The organism is Streptomyces kanasensis, assembly GCF_043077165.1.
Lineage (GTDB): Bacteria > Actinomycetota > Actinomycetes > Streptomycetales > Streptomycetaceae > Streptomyces > Streptomyces changanensis.
On sequence record NZ_JBIBSF010000009.1, the window covers coordinates 307,662 to 328,489 of the forward strand.

A 20,828-nucleotide genomic window follows, 5' to 3' on the forward strand; every position below is an offset into this window, starting at 1 on the left:
GCGCGTGGGGCGGCCGGGCGGCTCAGTGCTCCCGCTGGTGGTCCGCCTCGGGGTCGTCCCCCACCGCCGGGCGGTACAGCGCGAGGGAGACGACGGACAGGACGACCAGGACCGTCCCGGCCGCCACGTCGAAGACGTGCGCACCGTCGGCGAACACGACGGTGTCCTGCAGGGCCAGCAGCCAGGGCGAGCCGATCAGCCAGGCGCCGGCCGCCAGCAGCGCCAGGTCGGACCAACGGCCGAGGTGCCACCGGAGGCGGGCCATCGCCAGGAACACGACGACCATGCCGACGGCCAGCTCGTTGCGGTGGGCGTCCTTCGCGGTGTCGGGCTCACCGGCCACCCAGGGGGCGACGAACAGGGCGATCGCGACGAGACCCATCAGCAGACTGACGATCTGGTCGCGCTGCCCCTCCCGCAGAATCCGGCGGGCGGCCGACGCCGAGGGCTGTCGGCCTCCCGCGGCCGAAGCCGGCGTCGGGGTCCGTGTCGACGTCGCCGCCACCGTGGCTGCCGCTTTGCGTTCCATGCCGCCCCGGGTAGCCCTTCCGGCCGCGGGGAAACACCCGTGCCCGCCGGGCGGCCCCAAGCCCGCTCAGGCGGCCCGGCGGCGTCCGGCGCGGGACCCGGCGTAGGCGGCCTGCCGCAGCGGACCCAGGCGGGTGCTCGGGCGGAGTCCCGGGGCGGTGTGTCGGTAGGGGTCGTAGCCGGGGGACGTGCCCGTCCAGGGCAGGCGCGGGGTGAGGACGAGGACGCCGACCGGCCGCCACGGCTGGCCGCGCGCGGCGACGCACAGGTCGAGGACCACGTCGGTGCGGAGCAGGTGCCGCCGCAGGGCCGGCAGCCCGCCGCGCACCGCGTGGTGCGGATCGCGGGGCACGGCGGCCAGCCAGCAGGTGCGCGGGCCCACCCGGTAGGCGGTGAGCGTCCCGTACGGCCCGGCCAGCGGGCGGCGGCGTGGGAGGGGGACGTGACGCAGCAGCCGCCCGTCGCCACTGGTGGTGAGCAGCAGGTCCCACGGCCGTCCCGGGCCGTCCGCACCCTCCACGCGCAGCGCCAGGCCGAAGCCGTCGGGGAGGGCCTGCGGCAGGCCGAGCGCCCGCGACCAGCGGGCGGTCACCTCGTACGTGCCCGGGTCGTCGAGGAGCGGGACGCCCCACGCTCGGTGGGGTGAGCCGGGGACCGTGAGGACGCCGGAGCAGACGAGGCCGTCCGGGTGCAGCGCGGGGGCGCGCCGCAGCCGCGCGAGATTCCGGGCCGCGGCCTGCGCGAGCCGGAGCGACGCCGCCGCCGCGGCGTCCCCGGCGGCCGCGGGTGCGGGGGGTCGTCGCACGCGCCGCCCCCTCACCGGCCGCACTCCGCGCCGTGGGGCGGCGGACGGTCGGACGCCGGACCGCCGGGGTGCGGCGGTCCGGCGTCCGGGCCGCGCCCTGGCCGGAGCGCGGCGCGGCGCCGTCCGGGGCCGCTGCCGACGCCGTCCTCGGCCATCGTGACGACGGGTCCGGCGGGGCCGGCGGGGTTGCCCTGCCGGCGTGCTCGTTGCCTCATGGCGCCACGGGTACCCGGCCCGGCCCGGGACAGACCGCCGGGCCGCGTCAGCCGGTGTGGACCTCCAGGGCGGCGCGTACGGCCGACTCCAGGGCGCCCTCGATCCAGGCGGGCTTCACGGAGGTGTGGTCCCCGGCGAAGTGCAGGGGGCCCTCCGGCTCGGGGATGGCGGGGAGGAGCTCCGTGTGCTGGCCGGGCAGCAGGACGGACGCCTCGCCGTACGCGTACGGGTCGCGCAGCCAGCTCTGGGTGCGGCCGGCGCCGGTGTAGAACACCTCGACGCGCTGTCCGTAGACCTGCTGCAGTCCGCCGAGGGCGTGCGGGTAGCGGGCCTCGTCGGGCAGGGAGTCCCAGCGCAGGGCGTCGTCGGCCCAGCTGTACGAGGCCAGGACCACGCCGCCGTCACTGCCGGGAACGGGGTGGGAGGGATTGAACATGAACCGGTTGGCGTTGTCCGACACCGACCCGCCGCCGATCACCCCGGCCGCCTCGGGCTGGTCGCGGGCGGCGTGCCGGTTGGCGGCGTAGTGCACCCGCTGCGCCGGGGTGACGTACCCGCGGGGCACGGAGGGGTGGGCGCCGAGGAGGCTGCCGTCGGTGGCGGCGCCGCCCGTGCGGTACGCGTCGTACAGCCCGGGGTCGATGCGGTCGAGTTCGCGCTTCCAGTCGGTCTCGGTGAACTCCCACCAGCGGCGGCTGAACTCCAGCAGGACCTTGGTGGCGCAGTCGTAGTGGAGTTCGGCGACGGCGCGGCGCTTGGTGTACGACATCGGCGGCGCGACCTGCACGTGCCGCAGACCGGAGAAGGGGACCGTGACGACGGCCGCGTCGGCGGTGAACTGCCGTCGGGTCGGGGGCCCGTCGCGGCCCTCGGAGACCGTGTCCACCCACACGCGGGGGCCGCCGGGGCGGACGTGGTGGAGGTCGCCGGCGGGCCGGTCGGGGTGGAGGTACTCGATGCGCGTCACCCGGCGGTCGAAGCGCACGCTGTCGCGGACGAGCCGCAGCAGGGCGTCGGGCAGGACGGCGGTCCCGCCGGCCAGCTCCCAGAACGTGGTGTCGGGGCTGATGAGCGAGGAGCCGGTGAAGCTGTGGAGGAAGGAGAGCGGCAGCCGGGAGGTGAGGTTCTCCAGGGTCCCGATGAGGTCGACGGTGCGTTCGTCGAGGCCGGCGTGCTCGGTGAGGAAGCGGAACATGGACCAGTCGCCGAAGCGCTGGATGACCCGCGCCCATCCCTGCACCCGTTCCGGCAGCGGCTTGTCGACGCGCTTGCCGTCCGGGCCGACGGTGCTGAACTCGTCGCGCACCGGGTCGAGCACGCCGCGCAGGATGGCGCCCGCGGGCGTGTCCCAGTACGCCTGCGGCACGCCGAACGAGCGGTTGACGCGGCGGGGGGCGCGGGCGTAGTCGGCGCGGCGCACGCGGACGCCGTTGACGTGGATCCACGTGCGGTTGGCCGGGCGGCCGTCCCCGTCGACGTCCACGTAGTGGAACCGCCGCTTCGCCAGGTCCAGCCGGTCGATGAGGTCCATGACCAGCGGGTGGCTGCCGGGGATGCGCATGGCGCCCGCCTCGGCGTACTGACGGGGGTCGGCGAACGGCTGCTCCGCCCCCTCGTGACCGCCGGTGCGGAACGTCTTGATGCGCCCCCCGGCGCGGTTGCCGTTGGCCTCCAGGACCGTCACGTCGTGCCCGGCGCGCAGCAGCAGCCAGGCCGCGACGAGGCCGGCCGGACCGGCGCCGATGACGAGGACCTTCCGGCCCGTGCCGGAGCGGCTCCGGGGCAGGCCGTCGCGCAGGACGCGCTGGTAGTGGGGTACCAGGGGCCGGTCCTGTTCGTCCACGACGAGCAGTGCGCGGGCCACGGCCAGGCAGCGGTCGAAGTCCGCGCCGCGTGCGGCGGGGGGCCGGGCCGCGGGAGCGGGCGGCGCGGCCGGGCCGGCCGGGGCGAGCGCCGACGCGGGTCCGGCGGCGGTGGCGGCGAGGGGCGCCGCCGCGGCGACGGCCCCGGCCACCGTGGTGAACCGGCGCCGTGACAGGGAGGCGTCGGAGGAGCGCCCCTGGAGTTGATCTTCAGTCATGCGCCCTTCCTAGTGGTTCCGCGTGCCGGGACACGGAGCCATGCGTGGGCGTCGTCCTGATAGGGGAACGCCACGGCGCGAGGTTGACGCCCTGTCCGGGGGGGGGCGGGGGTCAGTCCGCGGCGAGCACGATGACCTCGTCGTGCGCGCTCCACCGCCGCACCGCCGTCTTGGCGGGGTTGACGCGCACCCCGTGGTCGTCGCCCGTCCGCCGGTCCGGGGCGCTGCGGTACCCGACGGCGCACTCGCCGCGCCGCCGGGCCGACTCGACGACCGTGGCGAAGGCGGTCTCGCACCCCGGGCGGACGTAGTGCCCGGCGGGCCGCAGGTGGAGGCCGTTGCCGTCCGGGGAGAACAACTCCTCGAACACACCGGCCAGGTGCCGGTTCTGCGAGATCTGCGACATCAACAGCCCGACCAGTTTCCCGCTCACGATGAAGTCGGAGCCGGCGCTGACGGGGGCGAGCACCCTGTTGCGGTCGTCGGTCAGCTCCGTCACCACGGGGATCTCCCGGCCCGACGCCTGCTCGATGGCGCGCAGGAGCAGCAGCGTGACGAGCGTGCGGTCGTCCGGTTCGTCGTGACCGGGCCGGGGGTCGGGGCCGAGCACGATGACGCTGTCGTAGGAGGCGGCGTCGACGCCGTGCAGCGTCTCGGGCCTCGTCGGGTCCCCCCGGCGGAGGACGACCGCGAGGGACGGGGCGGCCTCGGCCGCGGCCGACCGGACGGCCGCGCCGGTCGACTTCCCGCCGTCCGCGACGACGTCCAGGACGGAACCGGGCGGGGTGTAGCGGGCGAGCTGGGTGACGATGCGGGTGGCGCGGCGGTTCCACCCCAGGAGCAGGATCCGCTCGGGGCGGGCGGTGGCCGGGGGCCGGTCGACGATGGCCGCCGGGTCGACGGCCGCGGACGCGTCGGACAGGAGGGTGGTGTCGTCGTCCTCGGCGATGACGACGAGCCGGTCGCCGGGGCCGAGCACCGTGTCGGGCGGCGGGTTGAGCGCGAGGGCCCCGCCGTCCCGGACGAGGCCGACGACACAGGACGAGGCGTGCGCGAGCAGCGTCTCCCCGAACGAACGGCCGAGCAGGGCGGGTTCGGCGACCGTGTAGAACTCGACCCCCTCGAAGTCGAGCAGCTCCTGGTGCACCAGGGACAGGCCCGGCTGGCGCGCGGCCCGCGCGACGAGCCGGGCGGTGATGTCGTCGATCTCCAGCACCGCCGCGTCCGGCCCCGCCGCCAGTGTCGCGGCCAGCCGGTAGCGGTCGTCGCGGACCGCGGCGACGATGCGCACCCTGCTGTCGTCGCCCACCGCCGCGCGCAGCGCGAGCAGCGTCTTGACGACCTCCCCGTCCTCGGACGGCCTGTCACGCGGCAGCACGATCACGGAGTCTGCGGTCGCCGGGCCCACGCGGATCAGGTCGTCGGGGTCGGTGAGGCGACCGCTGCGGCAGATCAGCCGGGTCCGCCCGGTCGGGCCGACCTTGGCGTCGAGGGCCTCCTGCATCTCCGTCTTGCCGCGGTCGGCGAGGACCGCCACGGCGGCACGCCGCTGGTTGGCGTTGGCCCTGACCAGTTCGGAGACGACGGTGAACACCTGCTCCGACCAGCCCAGGACGACCGCGTGCCGCCGCTCCAGCACCGGGGAGCGCCCCCTGCGCAGGGCCAGCAGCCGCTCGCTGATCCCGGTCGTGATCAGGCTGACCAGGGTCGAGACGTACACCAGGGTGACGAGGGCCAGCAGCACCGACAGCGCGATGCGCGGCGCGGGTCCGACCTCGCCGCCCAGCCGGAGAGTCTGGCCGGTGCTCCGCCACACCTCCGCGAGCTTCCCCGACAGCGAGGCGGGTGCCCGGCCGTCCGTCCACACCAGCACGGCGCTCACCGGGAGGACCACGCTCAGGCAGGCGACGACGAGCCAGCCGACCAGGACGTGCGTCCCTCCGGCGAGCGTGTTGTCGAACCAGTAGACGGTGCGCTGCGCCCACGGCCACCGTCCCCCCCGTCCCGCCGGCGCTCCTCCGCCCTCCTCCACCGCGGCGCCGCGCGCACCGCCCTCGTGCCGGTGGCCCGCCACCGGTTCCGACCGACCACCGGATCCGTCACTCGTCTTCTGCACACCAGCAGCGTGGTGCCCGGCCCCGCCCGGTGATCGCCGGAAGACCGGGATTCATCCCTTCGAGACCGTGATCCCGCACCGCGCGGGCCCGGGAGGGCACCGCGGAGAACGGACGCATACGGCGGCGCGCGGCGGGCACGCGGAGTACTACCCGAAGGTCGGGCAAGCAACGTTAGGAGTCGTCGTGTCGTTCCTCTGGGCCATCATCGCGGGACTGATCATCGGTCTTCTGGCCAAGCTCGTCCTCCCCGGCCGTCAGCCCATCCCCCTGTGGATGACGGTGCTGCTCGGCATCGCCGGCGCCGTCGTGGGCAACGCGCTCGCCTCCGCCGTCGGCGTGCGCGACACCGGCGGCATCGACTGGATCCGTCACATCTTCCAGATCGGTGTGGCCGCCGTCCTCATCGGTGTCATCAGCCCGATGTGGGCGCGACGACACGCCTGACCCGGTACCGGGACACCCCGCGCGGGCACCCCGCGCCGGGACACGTGAGAAGCCCCGCGGCCTTCGGGCCGCCGGGGCTTCTCACGTGTCGACGCCCCTTCAGGAAGGGCCCGCGGCGCGACCGGTGGCGTCGGCGGGAACGGACAGGGCCAGCACGGCGACGACGTCCCCCGCCCCGTCGGGAAACGCCTCCGGCAGGGCGACCGTGTCCTCCACCAGGGAGGCGGCCCGCAGCGAACCGGTGCGCCTCTCCCCGGTGACGAGGGGGTTGCCCGCCACGACCGGGTCGAACAGGGTGTCGGGGATCACCAGGCACTCGTCACGCAGGACGGCCGAACCGCACAGGCCGGGGTCGCGGCCGACCTGCCTGACGCCGTCCAGGCCGTGGGCGGCCTGGCACCGGATGCGGTCGGTGTCGACGATCGTCACGGTCGCCACGGGCACGTCGAAGAGGCGGGCGGCGAGAGCGGCCACCCGGTCGAAGGCGCCGTCGGGCGGGGCGTCGGGGACGTGGTGGCGGCGTACGGCAGCGATGCGGCGCGCCTCCACCTCGGTGTCCGGGACCACCTGCGCGCGGGCCCCCGGGCCGGGTCCGGCCGTGGACGTCGGTCGGGCGGTCATCGCTGCTGCCTCCACGTCACGACGGGAGGGAGTGGACTTCGACTGCTCGTTCGGGCGGGGGTTCGGACGGCCTTACGGCACCGGTCGGCGCCGGCGGGTCCAGGCGACCTCACCGGCGGGCCGGTGGCGGCGCCTGGACCCGCCGGCCCGGACGGGGCGCGCCCGTCGCCCCGGTGGCGGACCCGCCGTCTCAGGAGACCGGGGAGGGACGCCCCGCCTGCCCCACCACGGTCCTCACTTCAGCCCCATGTGCAGGCGCAGGACGAGTCCCCGCGCGGCTGCCCGGATCTCGACCAGGTCGCACAGCTGGTGCATCATCCACACGCCGCGCCCGCCGGTCGCGGCGAGGGGGTCGGGCCGGCGGCGGCCCGTGAGCGGGTCGCCGAGCCGGCCCCGGTCGCTGATCTCCGCGACGAGTCCGCCGTCCGCGCGCCACATCCGCAGGGTCCCGCGGCCGCCGCCGTGCCGCACGGAGTTGCTGATCGCCTCGGCGACGGCGAGGAGCCAGTCCGTGCGGCGGTCCTGCGGCAGTCCTTCGGCCGCTGCCCAGCGGTCGGCCTCGTCCCGGGTCCGCGCCAGCTCCCACTCGCCGAAGGTGACGACGACCGCGTCCACCGGTTCCGGCAGCGGGACGTCGCAGTCGCGGCAGACCTCGTGCGGGTCGGTGTAGCGGTGGCTGGCGCGGTAGGCGCCGGGCTCGCCGACGACCGGGTGGGTGCGGTACGCGTGGGTCAGGACCTCGGCCGGCAGGGCCGTGTCGTAGGGGCAGAGGATGGCGGCCCGGCGGCCTTCGAACGCGAGGTTGATCAGCGCCTCGTGCCGGGTCGCCTCCCATGCCTCCGCGGGGGTGCGCCCGACCCAGATGGGCTCCCCCACGATCGACACGGGCGTGGTGTCCTCGTGGCGGTCGGCGAAGTCCTGCAGCATCGACAGGATCCGCCCCGGGTTGCGCCCGGCGTCGGTCATGTCCACCCATGTGACGCGGTGGTGGTCGGCGCCGACGGCGTCCCGCAGCAGTGCCAGTTGCCGGCCGGGGACGGCCACCAGGGCGGTGTGCCCGTCGTCGAGGGCGTCCCGGACGAAGGCCCCGACGCCGGCGCGGTACTCGTCGTCCGTGGAGTAGAAGAGCGCCGGGTGGTGGAAGCCGGCGATCCGGTCGGTCCCGTCTGCTGTTCGCGTGTGCGTCATCGGCCCACGACCTCCACGGCGGAGCCGAGTTCGGGGAAGAGTTCCAGGAGCCGCCGCAGGTGCGGCGGTGCCTGCCGGACGCGCAGGGGCACGCCGTCCGGCCGACCGGTGGCCGCGCCCGCCAGGGTGGCCAGCGAGGCGGCGTCGAGGTGGCGCAGGGCCGACAGGTCGAGCTCCACCCGGTGTGCCGGCGCGCTCCTGACGGCGGCGGCCGCGGCGGCGACGACGTCACGCGTGTCGTGGCCGGCGGAGCCCGACATCACCAGGCCGGGGCGGTCGGCGAGCGGGGCCACCCGCAGCGCGGGCCTGGCCGAGGGGTCGCCGCGGTGCGTCAGGTGGGCGCCCGCCAGCACGTCCACGTACGCGTCGGGGAGCAGGCGCTGGTCGTAGAAACACCAGGCGGTGACCGGCAGCCGGTCCACGACCTCGTGGTGGACGCGCAGCTCGTACTCGAGCAGCCGGTCGGCGCCGGCGACGCCGCGCGTGCCCCAGGACATCTCGCCGATCGCGCGCAGTCCCCGGTGCCCCCGTGCCGAGGCGGCCTCGAACGCGTCGTGCCAGAGCCCGACCATCGCATCCGGGTCGAAGCCGGTGTCGGCGAGGTACGTCCGCGCGGCGGTCGCCACGGACAACTGTCCACGGGTCACGGCGGCCGCGGCGTCGATGCCGGCGTCGGCGAGGGTGCGCAGCACCCGTTCGGGGTCCGTGGCATCGGCGAAGTACTCGATCCGCTCGTCCCGCTCCAGCCCGTCGCGGACGAACGCGCACAGGTGGTGCGCCCACGCCCGGTCGTCGGAGTAGACGACGCTGGAGTGGCGTCCCACGGCCGGCCCCCGCACGGGGGGTACGGCCACCTCAGGCACCATCGCCACGCTGCCCGCTCCTCGTCCCGTCCGGCCGTCCGGCCTGCCGGCTTGCCTGTCCATGGAAACACACCAGGCCGCGGCGCTCGCCGGCCTGCGCGACCAGCCTACTGCCACCCGGTCGGCGGTACCGCCGATCTCGGTGCCGTGCACGGCGACCCGGGCGTGGTCGGCCCCGAGCCGCCCGGCGAGGCGCCCCCTACGCCGGTCGGACGGTCGTGAGCTCGGTGAGTCCCGAGACGGCCAGTACCGGGGCGAGCAGCGGGCCGGTGACCAGTTCGAGCCGGTCGGCGCGGGAGAACGACACGTGGAGACCGGCGCTGTCCAGGTAGCCGACCTCCGTGAGGTCGAGGACGACCGGGGCGTGCGCGGTGTCCAGTGCCACCGCGAGGGGGTCGGCGTTGCTCGTGTCGACCTCGCCGACGGCCGTGAGCAGGGCGGTGCCGTAGGGCCGCCGGCCCGGGGCCGGAGTGAGCGGAGTGGTCATCACGCGATCCTCGTGTGCATCCGGACGGTGGTTCCGGAGGCGCCGGGGACGACGGTCACCTGCCGCATCATGGCCTTCATCAACGTCGGGCCGCGGCCGCGGTGGGCGCTGGCCTCGGGTCGGGGGGTCTTCCACTCGCCGCTGTCGGAGACGGTCAGCCACAGGTCGTCGACGCGGGCCGCGGCGCGCAGCACGACGGGCCCGCCCGGGTCGTGGCGGTGACCGTGCTCGATGGCGTCGGCGCATGCCTCGCCCGCCGCGACGAGGACGTCCTGCGCGGCCCGCCGGGGCAGCCCGCACCGTTCGAGCCAGGTGCGCGGGGCCGCGCGGACCTGCGCGAGCCGCGAGGACTCGGCGGGGAAGGTCATCGCCGGCGGGGCTCGACGGGGTCCCGCCGCCCGCCACCACGGGTCCGGTGATCGACCTGTCCGGGCTCACCTACTGAGACTCGACCGGCATCACGGTGCTCGTCGCCACCCACCACCGTGCCGGGGCCGTCGGCCGCCCCCCTCCCCCGCCCCCGTGCCTCGTGTCCCGGTCAGGCGCGCAGTGCCGGCACCGCGGCGTCGGTGGTGGGCACAGGACACGGGACCACCGTCGGGCCCCCGCCCTGAGGACGGGGGCCCTTGCCCGCGCCACGGGGTGGCGGGGTGCGGCACTGCAGGGCGGGCTCCGCACGGGGTCGCAGGGGTGGTGGGTGCGGAGGCGGGGACCGTGGCACGGTGAGCGGTGCCGGCCGTGGGGCCGGGGGTGTCAGGCGGTGTGGAGCCGCAGCCCGTAGCGCCCGAGGATCTCGTTGACCGGCTGGAACCAGGTCTCGCCGCCGCCGCGGCAGTCGCCCCAGCCTCCGGAGGTCACGCCCTGCGCCTGGTCGCCGCTGAGGAAGGAGCCGCCCGAGTCACCGCCTTCGGCGCACACGCTGGTCTTCGTCATCTGGTGGACGGCGCCCTGGCTGTAGTTGACGGTCTCGTTCTTCGCCAGGACGGTCCCGCAGTGCCAGCGCGTGGTGGAGCCGGACCGGCAGACGGAGGCCCCGACGGGCGCCACGGCCGAGCCGCGCACCAACTGGTCAGGGACCGTGCCCCAGCCGAGGACGACCGGGACCGTCCACCAGCCGCTGTGGACGCTCACGTACGCGTAGTCGTCCCCGGGGAACGACGAGCCCTGGAACGTGCCCATCGCCGATCCGTCCCACCCGCGCACGGCCGCCCCGGCGCGCCCGCAGTGGCCCGCGGTGACGAAGCCGCCGTGCACGGAGAAGCCGATGGAGCAGCGGACGTTGCCGGTGTAGTACGGGTCACCGCCGACGGTCCCGGCGGCGTACGGGGTGGGGGTTCCGGCGCGTTCGGCGACCGTGACCGGGCCGGCCGCGCGGGCCCGTGCGAGGAAGTCCCGCACGGCGGGTTCGTCGCGCGCGGCGCTCACCACGGTGACGACGACGCGGTTGAGGCGGGGGTCGACGTGCCAGCCGGCGATCCCGGCGGGTGCGGGCAGGGCGTCGACGCGCGCCTTGGCGCGGTCGAGGTGCGCGGCGCTGTGGCGCACGAGCCGGGTGTCGGCGCCCGTGGCCGCCACGGCGGAGACCTTGGCGCGGTTGGTCAGGGCGACGGTGAGACGGCCCCGGGCGGGGTCGAACCAGGAGCCCGCGTACTCCTGTCCGGCGGCCTCGCGGGCCGCCGGCTCCACGGCCGACGCGGTGCGTTCGGCGACGAGGCGCGCCTCGGCCTGGCCTCTCGTCAGACCGAGGTCGCGCTGCATGGCCTCGACCATCCCGGGGGACGCGGGCGCCCGCGACGGTGACGGCGTCGGGGCCGGTGCGGCGGACGCGGCGGACGGCGCGGTGCCGTGGAGGGCGCCGGCGAGGAGCAGCGCGGACAGGGCGGCCCGCAGGACGGTGAGGCGGGGGGCCCGGGTTCGGGGGGCCCGGGCGCGCGGGGCGGGGGGCGGCGGTACGACGCACGGCGGAGACCTTTCGTCGGTCCGGCCGGGCCGGTGCCGGTCAGGGCACCGCGACAGGGGGAAGACCCCGGTGCGGTGACCCTCCACGGGTGGCCCGGATGGTGGCCGAGAGCCGTTTGAGAGCGCTCTCAACCAGCCCAGCGTAGCGATCGGTGATTGTCAGGTCCATACCAAAGTCAGCCCCGCGGCGAGGCCTGCCCGCGCGCGCCGGCGCCGGGACGTGGACGCACACGGCCGCCGGGGACGGCACCCGCGGCGCCCCGGCCGCCGCCGCGCGCCCCGGCGACTGCCACCCCGCGCGGTCGGGCGCGGGCCGGGTCGCGTGCGGTCATGACCAAGCGTGCGTGGACTCCCGATGGCGGCCCGGAAGGGGTCGACGCACGGCCGGAGCGCCTCGGGCCGGGTCGGTGCGGCGGCCGGAGCGCGACCCGGAACCGCCTCGGCTTGCTTCAGGGCATGACGTGAAGCCCGAGCGAAGGGCGCGTCAAGGCTCCGCCCCGGTAGGTTGCGGAGAGGGACACGAGGCGAGGGGGCAGGGTGAAGGTGCGCGGCGGTCGTACGGTGCGTGACCTGCGGCGGGAGAACCGCAGCACGGTATTGCAACGGTTGTACTTCGACGGGCCGCTGAGCCGCTTCTCGCTCGGTCCGGCGACCGGTCTGAGCTCCGGCTCGGTCAGCAACGTCGTGTCCGAGCTGGTCGCCGAGGGCCTGGTGGAGGAGGCCGGGAGCGTCGACTCGGCCGGCGGCCGCCCCCGCACGCTCCTGCGGATCAGCGCGGACAGCGGCTACATGATCGGCGTCGACATCGGTGAGACGCGCGTCCGGATCGAGCTCTTCGACCTGACCCTCACCGAACTCGCCCGGGTCGAGAGGCCCCTGGCGGACGCCGGCCCCCGCCGCGTCGACCGGTACGACGTGGGCGTCGTCGTCGACCACCTGCGCGAGGGCATCCCGGAGGTGCTGGACCGGGCCGGCATCGCGGCGGAGCGGCTGCTCGGCGTCGGGGTCGGCGTGCCCGGGATCGTCGCCAGGACCGCCGAGGACGGTGCCGTCGTGCACGGGCAGACCATCGGCTGGGACGCGGTCCCCCTGGAGCGGTTGCTGCGCGAGTCGCGGCTCCTGCCCGACACGGTGCCGTACTCCATCGACAACGGCGCCAAGACGCTCGGCCAGGCGGAGATGTGGTTCGGCGCCGGGCGGGGCGCGCAGACCGCGGCGGTGGTGCTCTTCGGCTCCGGCGTGGGTGCCTGCGTCGTCACCGACGACATGCGCCCCGGCCGGGCCGTGGAGTGGGGGCACCTGACCGTGCGGGTGCGCGGCCGCCGCTGCCGCTGCGGCGCCCAGGGCTGCCTGGAGGCGTACGCGGGGGCGGAGGCGCTGCTGGAGCGCTGGGCGGAGGCGGGCGGCCGCCCGCCCGCCGGGGCCGACGAGGAGACCGCGCTCAGCGCGATGACCGACGCCGCCTACCCGGCCGCCTCCCCCGACGGCACGGTCCCGGCGGCCGACGCCACGGCGCTGGCCGTCCTGGAGGAGACCGCCGAGTACCTGGGGGCGGGTTTCTCCGACCTGATCAACCTCTTCCAGCCGGAGCGCATCCTCGTCGGCGGCTGGGCGGGACTCCGGCTCGGCCGGCGCTTCCTCGACGAGGTACGGGCCCACGCCGCCGCGTACTCGCTCGCCTACCCGGCCGCCCGCGTCCGGATCGACCTCGGGACCCTCGGCCCGGACGCCGTCACCGTCGGCGCCGCGATCCTGCCGCTCGCCGACTTCTTCGCCCGCGGCGGCCGGCGGGAGGACGCGGAGACGGAAAGGCCCGACCCGGCCTGGCGCACGAGCCTGCGCGGCCGCGCGGCGCGGTGAGAGGCCCGACAGCGAGCATGAGGCGGCGACGGGCCCGTGCGCATCCGCGACTGTGCCGCCGGGCTGCCGGCGCCGGGCCGGCGGCCCCGACCACCGGGACCCGGCCGTGCTCCCCGACGACTCGGGCCCGGGCGTGCCCCACGTCGGGGAGGGCCGGCCCGCCCTTCCCGTCCGGGTGCGCGTGCGGGACCCCCAGCGCCCCGCAGGGCTCGTCAGGTCGTGGCCGGAAGCGGGGCGTGACAGCGCCGGGGGCGGTCTGACCCCGCCCTCCCCCACCCCCCACCCGTCCGCGCTGACGCGAAAGGCACCTGCCTCGCGGCGCCCGCCGAAGAGGGGCCCCCGCCGGACCCGGTCCGGCGGGGACCGGCCCACGCGCCGCGGACGAGCGGAGTGCTCGCGCCCGCCCGCCGGACGGCCGGGACCGGGACGGTCCATGGCGGTGCGGCGGGGCGGCAAGCCCGCCGGCCGGGCGACGAACCCGGGGCCCGGGCGGCCTCGGTGCCGGAGAGGACCTCGTCTACTCGAAGAACTTCAGGCCCCACCCGGTGTCGGTCCCGGCGCCGGGGACGCCGGACCGGCTGTAGGTGGTGTCACCCCACCAGCAGAACGTGCCGGTGTACCAGTAACGGTTGTCCCACGTGTACGGCTGCCCCTTGGGCACCGCGTGGTACATCAACGGGAACGTCGGACCGGCGGGAGGGCTCGTGGCGATGTCGCCGTCGAGGAGCACGAAGGTGTGGTGACCGGGCCCGTTGACGTGCAGGGTCGGGTCCCAACCGCGCATCATCGACGCACGGTTGGAGCCGAAGAGGCAGCCGTTCGACTTGTACCAGTCCCACACGTGCGTCGGGTCGCCCCCGGCCCGCAGTCGCAGGTCGGCCAGGCAGTACTGGTCGCTCCAGCTGCCGTTGGCGGAGTAGACGATGTGCAGCTGCCCGTTCGGGTCCTTGATCGGTTCGGGCCCCTCGTTGACGAACGGGTGGCCGACGATCCGCTCCCAGCTCTCGCGCGGCTGCGAGATCACGTACCGGGGGCCGGTGGTCGTGCTGGGGCTGCTCATCCGGGCGATGTAGAGGTTCTGTTCGCCGTCGGTGTCACCGGCCCAGCCCGACCAGACGAACCAGCGCCGCCCCTCGAAGGTGAACATCGTGCCGTCGATGGCCCACTTGTCGTCCGGCAGGGCCATCCGCGTCGCGGCGCCGTAACCGCTGTCCGGGCCGGCGGAGCTGATGACGTACATCCGGTGGGCCGCCTTCCGGCCGGCCGTGAAGTAGATGTGGTACCGGCCGCCGTCCCGCACGATCTGCGGGGCCCAGACCTCGCCGAGGTCGTGGGTGTCCGTCCAGACCTGCCGGGCGGGTGCGGAGGCGAGGGCGGCCGGCGACGACGCCTGCCGCACGACGATGCCCGTACCGACGGACTGCACCGCGACATAGGTGCCGCCGACCCGGAGCACGCTCGGGTCGGCGGCACGGAGGCTGGTCTGGCCCGCGCGGGCGGAGTCGGTGGACGACAGGGACATCGCGGTGGCGAGGAGGCCGGCCAGCACGAGGGCGGCGGCGCCGGACAGGCGGCGAGGAAGCTTCATGGTCCCTTCCCTGATCGGTCCTCCGCCACGGCGCCGGGCGACGTGGGCACCACCGACGGGAGGGCGGCGTACGGTCGGGGCGGCGGCGCGGAGGCTGCGGCGGGACCCGGACGGCACGCACCGCGGCTCCCACCGGCGACCGCATCGGCGGAACGCACCCGACAGCCTGCTGACGCCCGCCGGAGCCTGTCAACGCACCACGCGCACCGGCCACATGACGCCAGGAGCCGGTCGGAAACCGCCGACGGGCGCACCGGAACGAGCAGCCATGGACAGTACGTGACCAGGGCGGAGTCACCGGTGATCACGGCGCACCGCTCGGCTGGAGACGGCGCGGCGGAGCGCGGCGGCAGGTCACCGGGCACACGTCCACGGCGGTCCCGATGCGCCGGGGCCGCCGTGGTCACGCGTACGCCAGTCGCGGACCCGGCCGGCCCCTCCTCGCGGTGGGAGCCGAGGAGCGGCCGGACCTGCCGGCCGCCGCGGGGGACGCGCCGGGGGACGCGCCTCTCAGCGCCTCCCGATGAGGCGGCGACGCGGTGGAGCGCCGGGCCGCCGGGCCACCGGGCCTCGTGCGGCCGGCGCCTGCCGCGGGGGCTGGATCAGCGGGTGGCCGTCCACTTCTGGTGGGCCGCGCCGGTGCAGGTCCAGATCTGGAGGCGGGTGCCGTTGGCGGATGCGCCGCCGGTGGCGTCGAGGCACTTGTCCGCGCGGGGGTTGACGACGTCCCGGGCGGCGGGGAGGGCCCACTGCTGGGCGGCGGTGCCGTTGCACTCCCACAGTTGCACGGGGGTCCCGTCCGCCGTGCCGCCCGACGCCACGTCGAGGCACTTGCCGAGCGCGCGGACCGTCCCGTCGGAACCGACGGTCCAGCGCTGCGCGGCGGTGCCGTTGCAGTCGTGGAGCTGTACGGGGGTGCCGTTGGCGGTGTCGGCCCCCGCCACGTCCACGCACTTGCCGCCGATGCCCGTGATGGGGCCGCCGGCCGGCTGGGCGCCGCCGCCGGTGACGCGGACGTAGTCGACCAGGAGCTGCTGGGGGAAGACGGTGCTGCCGTCGGGGTCCCCGGGCCAGTAGCCGCCGACCGCGAGGTTGAGGATGAGGAAGAAGGGCTTGTCGAAGACCCACTGCCGGCCGCCGAGGTCGGCCGGGGTGCGCCGCTGGTAGACCGTGCCGTCGACGGACCAGGTGACGGCGCCCGGGCTCCAGTCGACGGCGAAGGTGTGGAAGGCGTCGGCGAACGCCTGGCCGCCGGGCAGGGTGTACCCGGCACCGATGCCCCCGGAGCCGGAGTAGCCGGGGCCGTGGAGGGTGCCGTGGACGGTGGACGGCTCGAAGCCGACGTTCTCCATGACGTCGATCTCGCCGGAGGCGGGCCAGCCGACCTGGCCGATGTCGTTGCCGAGCATCCAGAAGGCGGGCCACATGCCCTGCCCGCGCGGGACCTTCATCCGGGCCTCGACCCGGCCGTACGTGGTGGTGAACCGTCCGGCCGTGTTGAGCCGCGCCGAGGTGTACTCGCACCGCCCGTACCAGCACTGGTGGTTGCCGGGGTTCTCGCGGCGGGCGGTGATGACCAGGTTGCCCCGGCCGTCCAGGGCGGCGTTGCGGTTGCCCGCGGTGTAGTACTGCCGCTCGTGGTTGTCGACGTTGTCACCCGTCTCGATCTGCCACTTGGCGCCGTCGACGGCGGAGCCCGCGGCTCCGTCGAAGTCGTCGGAGAAGGTGACGGCGGCGGGGGCCGGGGCGGACGCGGTACGGGGGACGGGGGCCGCCGCGGGTGGGGACGCCAGGGCCGGTCCGGTGGCCAGGGTGGCGAGGGCGAGGACCGGGACGAGCGGGAGCAGCAGGCGCCGGAGTGAGCGCGGGGAGTCCATGACTCTCCCTTCGTGGGGCACGTCGGGACGGGGGGAGGGACTGCCTGGGCGTAATGACATGCGCATGACATTGGACGGCGCGGACGGAGCCGGCCGGCCGCTTCGCCGACAGGTGGGGGCGCCGGGAACGGGGCCGGGGGGCCGCTTAGTTCACTACGTGATTCAAGGAGTGACATATCACCGTGTCAAGGGCGCGGCAGGAAGCGGGACCGGGACACGGCGCGTTTCCGGCACCGCCACCGCGGCGCTCTCCCCGGTCGGGGCCCCCGCCGTTCGCGCTCCTCCCCCGGGTGCGGTCGGGGTCAGCGGCCCCGGCGGACGCGGGCCGCCGCACGGGCCTCCGCGGCCTTGCGGGCCTCGGCGGTCTTGCGGGACTCCTTCGCGGGGCGGCCGGTACGGGTGCCGAGGCCGCGGAAGGGGGCGTTGCCGGCGGCCGGCTTCGCCGCGGTCGGCGGGCGCTTCGCGCCGGTGATGGCGGTCAACTGCTGCTCGCCGGAGCGCACCTGGGTGACCGTCGGCCGGATCCGGGCGTCGGACATCAGCCGGTTCACGTCGCGCCGCTCGCCGGGCGTGACCAGGGTGACCACGCTCCCCGACTCCCCCGCGCGCGCCGTGCGGCCGCCGCGGTGCAGGTAGTCCTTGGCGTCGGCCGGCGGGTCGACGTTGACGACGAGGTCGAGCGCGTCGACGTGGATGCCCCGCGCCGCGACGTCGGTGGCCACGAGGACCGTGACCGCGCCCTCCTTGAACTGGGCGAGGGTGTGCGTGCGCTGCGGCTGCGACTTGCCGCTGTGCAGGGCGGCGGCCCGTACCCCGGCGGCGCGCAGGTGGCGGGTGAACCGGTCCACGCCGGCCTTGGTGTCCAGGAACAACAGCACCCGGCCGTCCCGCGCGGCGATCTCCGTCGCGACCGCGTACTTGTCGGCGGGGTGGACGTTGAGGACGTGGTGCTCCATCGTGCCCACCGGGCCGGGCGCCCCGTCGACGGACACGCGCACCGGATCGTGGAGGTACTGCCGCACCAGCTGGTCGACGTCCCCGTCGAGCGTGGCCGAGAACAGCAGCCGCTGCCCACCGGGGCGGACCCGGTCCAGGACGTCCGTCACCTGCGGCAGGAACCCGAGGTCGCACATGCGGTCCGCCTCGTCGAGCACGGTCGTGCGCACCTGGTCGAGGTGGCAGTCGCGCCGCGACACGAGGTCGGCCAGCCGTCCCGGGGTCGCGACGACGACGTCGGTCCCGGCCCGCAGCTGCGCCTGCTGCCGGTTGATCGACAGACCGCCCACGACGGTCGCCATGCGCACGCCCAGCACCCGCGCGTACGGCTCCAGCGCCTCGCCCACCTGCTGGGCGAGTTCGCGGGTCGGTACGAGGACCAGGCCGAGCGGTCGCTTCGCGTCCGCGCGCAGGCCCGCCGTCCGGACGAGCAGCGGCAGCCCGAAGGCGAGCGTCTTGCCGCTGCCGGTCCGGGCGCGACCGAGGACGTCCCGGCCGGCCAGCGCGTCGGGGAGGGTCGCCGCCTGGACGGGGAAGGGCTCCGACACCCCGAGGCCGGTCATCGCCCGGAGCAGTTCGGGCGGCAGCCCGAACCCGTCGAAGGACGCGGCGGGCGCCGGGGGCGGAGTCGGGTCCACGGCCTCCGGGACGGGGGCCTCGCCACGCGGCGCGGTCGCCCGCCGCGGCTCGTCCGCGCGGGAGGGGTCGGGAGTCGGGGGCTTCGCGTTCATGGGGGACCTTCCTCGGTGGGGCGCCCGGAACGCGCCGGGGCCCGTACCCCTCGGTACGGGCCCCGGCGGTGCGAAGCGTGGCCCCATTTTACCAGCGGGCCCCGGGCGGCCGGGCGGGCTCACGGCCGACGTACCGGCCCGCAGCGGGGCCGGGTCCGCAACACGGCCCGGCGCAGCGGCGCCCGGGACACCGGGAGCCGGGACACCAGCGGGGCGCGGGAACCAGCGGGGCGCGGTTGTCGGCGGGACCCGGTTGTCGGCGCGATGAGGACGAGGGGCAAAGACAAAGGCAAGGAGGTCACCGACTCCTTGCCACTCTCAACGTATAGCGCACCGGGGGCCTTGCGGCAAGGCCCCCGTCGTCCCGCAGAATGACGGACCTCAGCCGGAACCAGCCGAAATGACCGAGCCGCGAGGTATGCGGCTTCCCGTCGGCAAGGGGGGCCGGCCGCATCGGCGGCCGGGCGACATGGCGTCTCGTCTCATGGGGGTCCTGATGATCGATGTGATCGTGGTCGGCGGCGGGCCGACCGGGTTGATGCTCGCCTGTGAACTGCGGCTCGCCGGGATGCGCGTGGTGGTGCTGGAGCGGCTGACCGAGCCGACCACGCAGTCCCGGGGACGCGGTCTGCACGCGCGCAGCGTCGAGCTGATGGACCAGCGCGGCCTGCTGGAGCGCTTCCTCGCGGTCAGTGAGAAGTTCCGGGTCGGCGGCCTCTTCGGCGGCATCCTCACACCGTGGCCGGACCGGTTGGACACGGCCCACCCGTACGGCCTCGCCACCCCGCAGGCGGTCACCGAGCGGCTGCTCGGCGAGCGGGCCCGCGAGCTCGGCGCCGAGCTCCGCCGCGGTCACGACGTGGTCGGGCTGGCGCAGGACGGGGACGGGGTGACCGTGGTCCTGGCGGACGGCACCCGTCTGCGCGCGCGCTACCTCGTCGGGTGCGACGGCGGCCGCAGCACGGTGCGCAGGCTGCTGGGCGTCGGGTTCCCCGGTGAGCCCGCCACGGTGGAGACGCTGCTGGGCGACATGGAACTCGCCGAGGACCCGGCGAGGGTCGCGGCGGTCGTCGAGGACGTCCGCAGGACGCAGCTGCGGTTCGGGGCCGTTCCCGACGTGGACGGCCAGGCGGGGGTGTACCGCGTCGTGGTGCCCGCCGAGGGGGTGGCGGAGGACCGTACGGCCGCGCCGACCCTGGAGGAGTTCCGGCAACGGCTGCGGGCCGTCGCCGGGACGGACTTCGGCGCGCACTCGCCGCGCTGGCTGTCCCGGTTCGGCGACGCCACCCGGCAGGCAGAGCGCTACCGGGTCGGCCGGGTGCTGCTGGCGGGCGACGCGGCGCACATCCACCCGCCGACCGGCGGGCAGGGGCTGAACCTCGGCATCCAGGACGCGTTCAACCTCGGCTGGAAGCTGGCCGCCGAGGTGAGCGGCCGGGCCCCGGAGGGCCTGCTGGACAGCTACCACGCCGAACGGCACCCGGTGGGCGCGGGCGTGCTCGCCAACACCCGCGCCCAGATGACGCTGCTGGGGGACGGTCCCGGCGCGACCGCCCTGCGGGAGCTGTTCGCGCGGCTGATGGACGTCGAGGAGGTGAACCGGTACGTGACCGGGATGATCACCGCGGTCGACGTGCGCTACGACCTCGGCGGGGGCCACGAGCTCCTCGGCCGGCGGCTGCGGGACGTGCGGCTGGCGCGGGGCCGCCTGTACGAGCTGATGCACGACGGCCGCGGACTCCTGCTGGACCGGACCGGCGGGCGGCTCTCGGTGGAGGGTTGGGAGGACCGGGTCCACCACGTCGTCGACGCCGGCGGGGAACCGGACGTGCCGGCGGTGCTGCTGCGGCCGGACGGCCACGTGGCGTGGGTCGGCGACGACCCGCGGGACCTGCTCGACGGGCTGTCCCGGTGGTTCGGCGCCGCGGGCGACCCGGACGGGCCCTCCCGCCCCCGCGCCCACCGGGACGACGGCGAGGGCCGCCAGTCCTGAGGGCGGTCAGCCGAGGCTGCGGGACCGCTGCCCGCCGGTCCTGAGGGCGGTCAGCCGAGGCTGCGGGACCGCTGCCCGCCGGCACGGCGGACCTCGTCTCCGGCGTGCGGGATCCGGTCGCGTACGCCTCCTCCGTCATGACGCCGCACCCCGGTGACACGCCGCATCCCAGTGGCGCGATCGCGACGGGGACGCCGGCCGGCGTGGGGCCGCTCGGACACGGGGACCGCGTGGTGGTGGGGATCGAACGGGTCGGCCGGCTCGAAGTCGGCGTCGACGCCTTCCGCGCCACCCCCCACGCGCGGCGCCCTGGGCGTCGGCGGGGCTGACGGCACGGGCCGCGCGACGGGCCGCGGGGCGCGGCCGAGCGGCGGTGCCGTGACGCCCCCCGGAGTACGGCGAGGGACGCGCTCGGGCACGGCGACCGGCCGTCCGGGGGCCGCTCCGGGCAGGGCGACCACCGGGGTCGGCTCCG

General features: G+C 76.0%; 17 protein-coding genes. 4 read left to right on the forward strand and 13 right to left on the reverse strand.

Translation table 11 applies throughout. The annotated features are described in order from the left end of the window. Positions 1-22: 22 nt before the first annotated feature. The 4 genes from ACF053_RS23075 to ACF053_RS23090 form a co-directional block, all read right to left on the reverse strand. Positions 23-529, reverse strand: a complete 507-nt coding sequence (locus tag ACF053_RS23075; RefSeq protein WP_391955665.1) for an SPW repeat domain-containing protein — start codon at positions 527-529, stop codon at positions 23-25. 66 nt (positions 530-595) lie between these two features. Next, positions 596-1,333 (reverse strand): phosphodiesterase, encoded by a 738-nt coding sequence (locus tag ACF053_RS23080; RefSeq protein WP_391955666.1) that lies wholly within the window; start codon positions 1,331-1,333, stop codon positions 596-598. 262 nt (positions 1,334-1,595) lie between these two features. Next, on the reverse strand, positions 1,596-3,629 hold the full coding sequence (locus tag ACF053_RS23085; RefSeq protein ID WP_391955667.1) for a flavin monoamine oxidase family protein: 2,034 nt from the start codon (positions 3,627-3,629) through the stop codon (positions 1,596-1,598). 112 nt (positions 3,630-3,741) lie between these two features. After that, the gene (locus tag ACF053_RS23090; RefSeq protein WP_391955750.1) at positions 3,742-5,661 is read right to left on the reverse strand and encodes a CASTOR/POLLUX-related putative ion channel; all 1,920 of its coding nucleotides are present in this window, start codon (positions 5,659-5,661) and stop codon (positions 3,742-3,744) included. Positions 5,662-5,929: 268 nt separating this feature from the next. Here ACF053_RS23090 and ACF053_RS23095 point away from each other — a divergent pair, with 268 nt between their 5' ends. After that, positions 5,930-6,190 (forward strand): GlsB/YeaQ/YmgE family stress response membrane protein, encoded by a 261-nt coding sequence (locus tag ACF053_RS23095; protein ID WP_058940320.1) that lies wholly within the window; start codon positions 5,930-5,932, stop codon positions 6,188-6,190. Between the two features lie 99 nt (positions 6,191-6,289). Here ACF053_RS23095 and ACF053_RS23100 read toward each other — a convergent pair whose 3' ends face one another. The 6 genes from ACF053_RS23100 to ACF053_RS23125 all read right to left on the reverse strand — a co-directional run bounded on the left by ACF053_RS23100 (position 6,290) and on the right by ACF053_RS23125 (position 11,107). Then, positions 6,290-6,811, reverse strand: coding sequence for a hypothetical protein (locus tag ACF053_RS23100; RefSeq protein WP_391955668.1), 522 nt, complete (start codon positions 6,809-6,811; stop codon positions 6,290-6,292). A 234-nt stretch (positions 6,812-7,045) separates the two neighbouring features. Further along, a complete protein-coding gene (locus ACF053_RS23105; RefSeq protein WP_391955669.1) occupies positions 7,046-7,999 on the reverse strand; it encodes an anti-sigma factor RsbA family regulatory protein in 954 nt (317 codons plus the stop codon). Next, a complete protein-coding gene (locus ACF053_RS23110) occupies positions 7,996-8,865 on the reverse strand; it encodes an MEDS domain-containing protein (protein ID WP_391955751.1) in 870 nt (289 codons plus the stop codon). Before ACF053_RS23110 ends, ACF053_RS23105 begins: the two co-directional genes overlap by 4 nt. A 196-nt stretch (positions 8,866-9,061) precedes the next feature. Next, a complete protein-coding gene (locus tag ACF053_RS23115; RefSeq protein ID WP_391955670.1) occupies positions 9,062-9,349 on the reverse strand; it encodes an STAS domain-containing protein in 288 nt (95 codons plus the stop codon). Continuing rightward, positions 9,349-9,717, reverse strand: coding sequence for an ATP-binding protein (locus ACF053_RS23120; RefSeq protein WP_391955671.1), 369 nt, complete (start codon positions 9,715-9,717; stop codon positions 9,349-9,351). Before ACF053_RS23120 ends, ACF053_RS23115 begins: the two co-directional genes overlap by 1 nt. Positions 9,718-10,102: 385 nt before the next feature. After that, positions 10,103-11,107, reverse strand: coding sequence for a S1 family peptidase (locus ACF053_RS23125; protein WP_391955672.1), 1,005 nt, complete (start codon positions 11,105-11,107; stop codon positions 10,103-10,105). 738 nt (positions 11,108-11,845) lie between these two features. Between ACF053_RS23125 and ACF053_RS23130 the strand changes: the two genes are divergently transcribed. Beyond that, positions 11,846-13,168, forward strand: a complete 1,323-nt coding sequence (locus ACF053_RS23130; protein WP_391955673.1) for an ROK family protein — start codon at positions 11,846-11,848, stop codon at positions 13,166-13,168. A gap of 517 nt (positions 13,169-13,685) precedes the next feature. Here ACF053_RS23130 and ACF053_RS23135 read toward each other — a convergent pair. From ACF053_RS23135 to ACF053_RS23145, 3 genes are all read right to left on the reverse strand, one after another. Next, positions 13,686-14,756, reverse strand: coding sequence for a glycoside hydrolase family 43 protein (locus tag ACF053_RS23135; protein ID WP_391955674.1), 1,071 nt, complete (start codon positions 14,754-14,756; stop codon positions 13,686-13,688). Positions 14,757-15,358: 602 nt separating this feature from the next. Beyond that, positions 15,359-16,633: a ricin-type beta-trefoil lectin domain protein gene (locus ACF053_RS23140; protein ID WP_391955675.1), complete on the reverse strand. Its 1,275-nt coding sequence runs from the start codon at positions 16,631-16,633 to the stop codon at positions 15,359-15,361. A 302-nt stretch (positions 16,634-16,935) separates the two neighbouring features. After that, positions 16,936-18,360, reverse strand: a complete 1,425-nt coding sequence (locus tag ACF053_RS23145) for a DEAD/DEAH box helicase (protein WP_391955676.1) — start codon at positions 18,358-18,360, stop codon at positions 16,936-16,938. Between the two features lie 496 nt (positions 18,361-18,856). On the opposite strand from ACF053_RS23145, the gene rox reads away from it, so the two are divergent. After that, the gene (gene rox / locus ACF053_RS23150; protein WP_391955677.1) at positions 18,857-20,353 is read left to right on the forward strand and encodes a rifampin monooxygenase; all 1,497 of its coding nucleotides are present in this window, start codon (positions 18,857-18,859) and stop codon (positions 20,351-20,353) included. Positions 20,354-20,424: 71 nt separating this feature from the next. Beyond that, complete coding sequence (locus ACF053_RS23155; RefSeq protein ID WP_391955752.1) at positions 20,425-20,682, forward strand: fumarylacetoacetate hydrolase family protein; 258 nt, start codon at positions 20,425-20,427, stop codon at positions 20,680-20,682. The last annotated feature ends 146 nt before the right edge of the window (positions 20,683-20,828 follow it).

Bases quoted from the DNA above. Each gene is read 5' to 3' on its own strand.
- ACF053_RS23110 (WP_391955751.1), bottom strand. From the start codon at position 8,865: ATGGTGCCTGAGGTGGCCGTACCCCCCGTGCGGGGGCCGGCCGTGGGA.
- ACF053_RS23105 (WP_391955669.1), bottom strand. From the start codon at position 7,999: ATGACGCACACGCGAACAGCAGACGGGACCGACCGGATCGCCGGCTTC.
- ACF053_RS23120 (WP_391955671.1), bottom strand. From the start codon at position 9,717: ATGACCTTCCCCGCCGAGTCCTCGCGGCTCGCGCAGGTCCGCGCGGCC.
- rox (WP_391955677.1), top strand. From the start codon at position 18,857: ATGATCGATGTGATCGTGGTCGGCGGCGGGCCGACCGGGTTGATGCTC.
- ACF053_RS23125 (WP_391955672.1), bottom strand. From the start codon at position 11,107: ATGCAGCGCGACCTCGGTCTGACGAGAGGCCAGGCCGAGGCGCGCCTC.
- ACF053_RS23135 (WP_391955674.1), bottom strand. From the start codon at position 14,756: ATGAAGCTTCCTCGCCGCCTGTCCGGCGCCGCCGCCCTCGTGCTGGCC.
- ACF053_RS23115 (WP_391955670.1), bottom strand. From the start codon at position 9,349: ATGACCACTCCGCTCACTCCGGCCCCGGGCCGGCGGCCCTACGGCACC.
- ACF053_RS23075 (WP_391955665.1), bottom strand. From the start codon at position 529: ATGGAACGCAAAGCGGCAGCCACGGTGGCGGCGACGTCGACACGGACC.
- ACF053_RS23140 (WP_391955675.1), bottom strand. From the start codon at position 16,633: ATGGACTCCCCGCGCTCACTCCGGCGCCTGCTGCTCCCGCTCGTCCCG.
- ACF053_RS23145 (WP_391955676.1), bottom strand. From the start codon at position 18,360: ATGAACGCGAAGCCCCCGACTCCCGACCCCTCCCGCGCGGACGAGCCG.
- ACF053_RS23100 (WP_391955668.1), bottom strand. From the start codon at position 6,811: ATGACCGCCCGACCGACGTCCACGGCCGGACCCGGCCCGGGGGCCCGC.
- ACF053_RS23085 (WP_391955667.1), bottom strand. From the start codon at position 3,629: ATGACTGAAGATCAACTCCAGGGGCGCTCCTCCGACGCCTCCCTGTCA.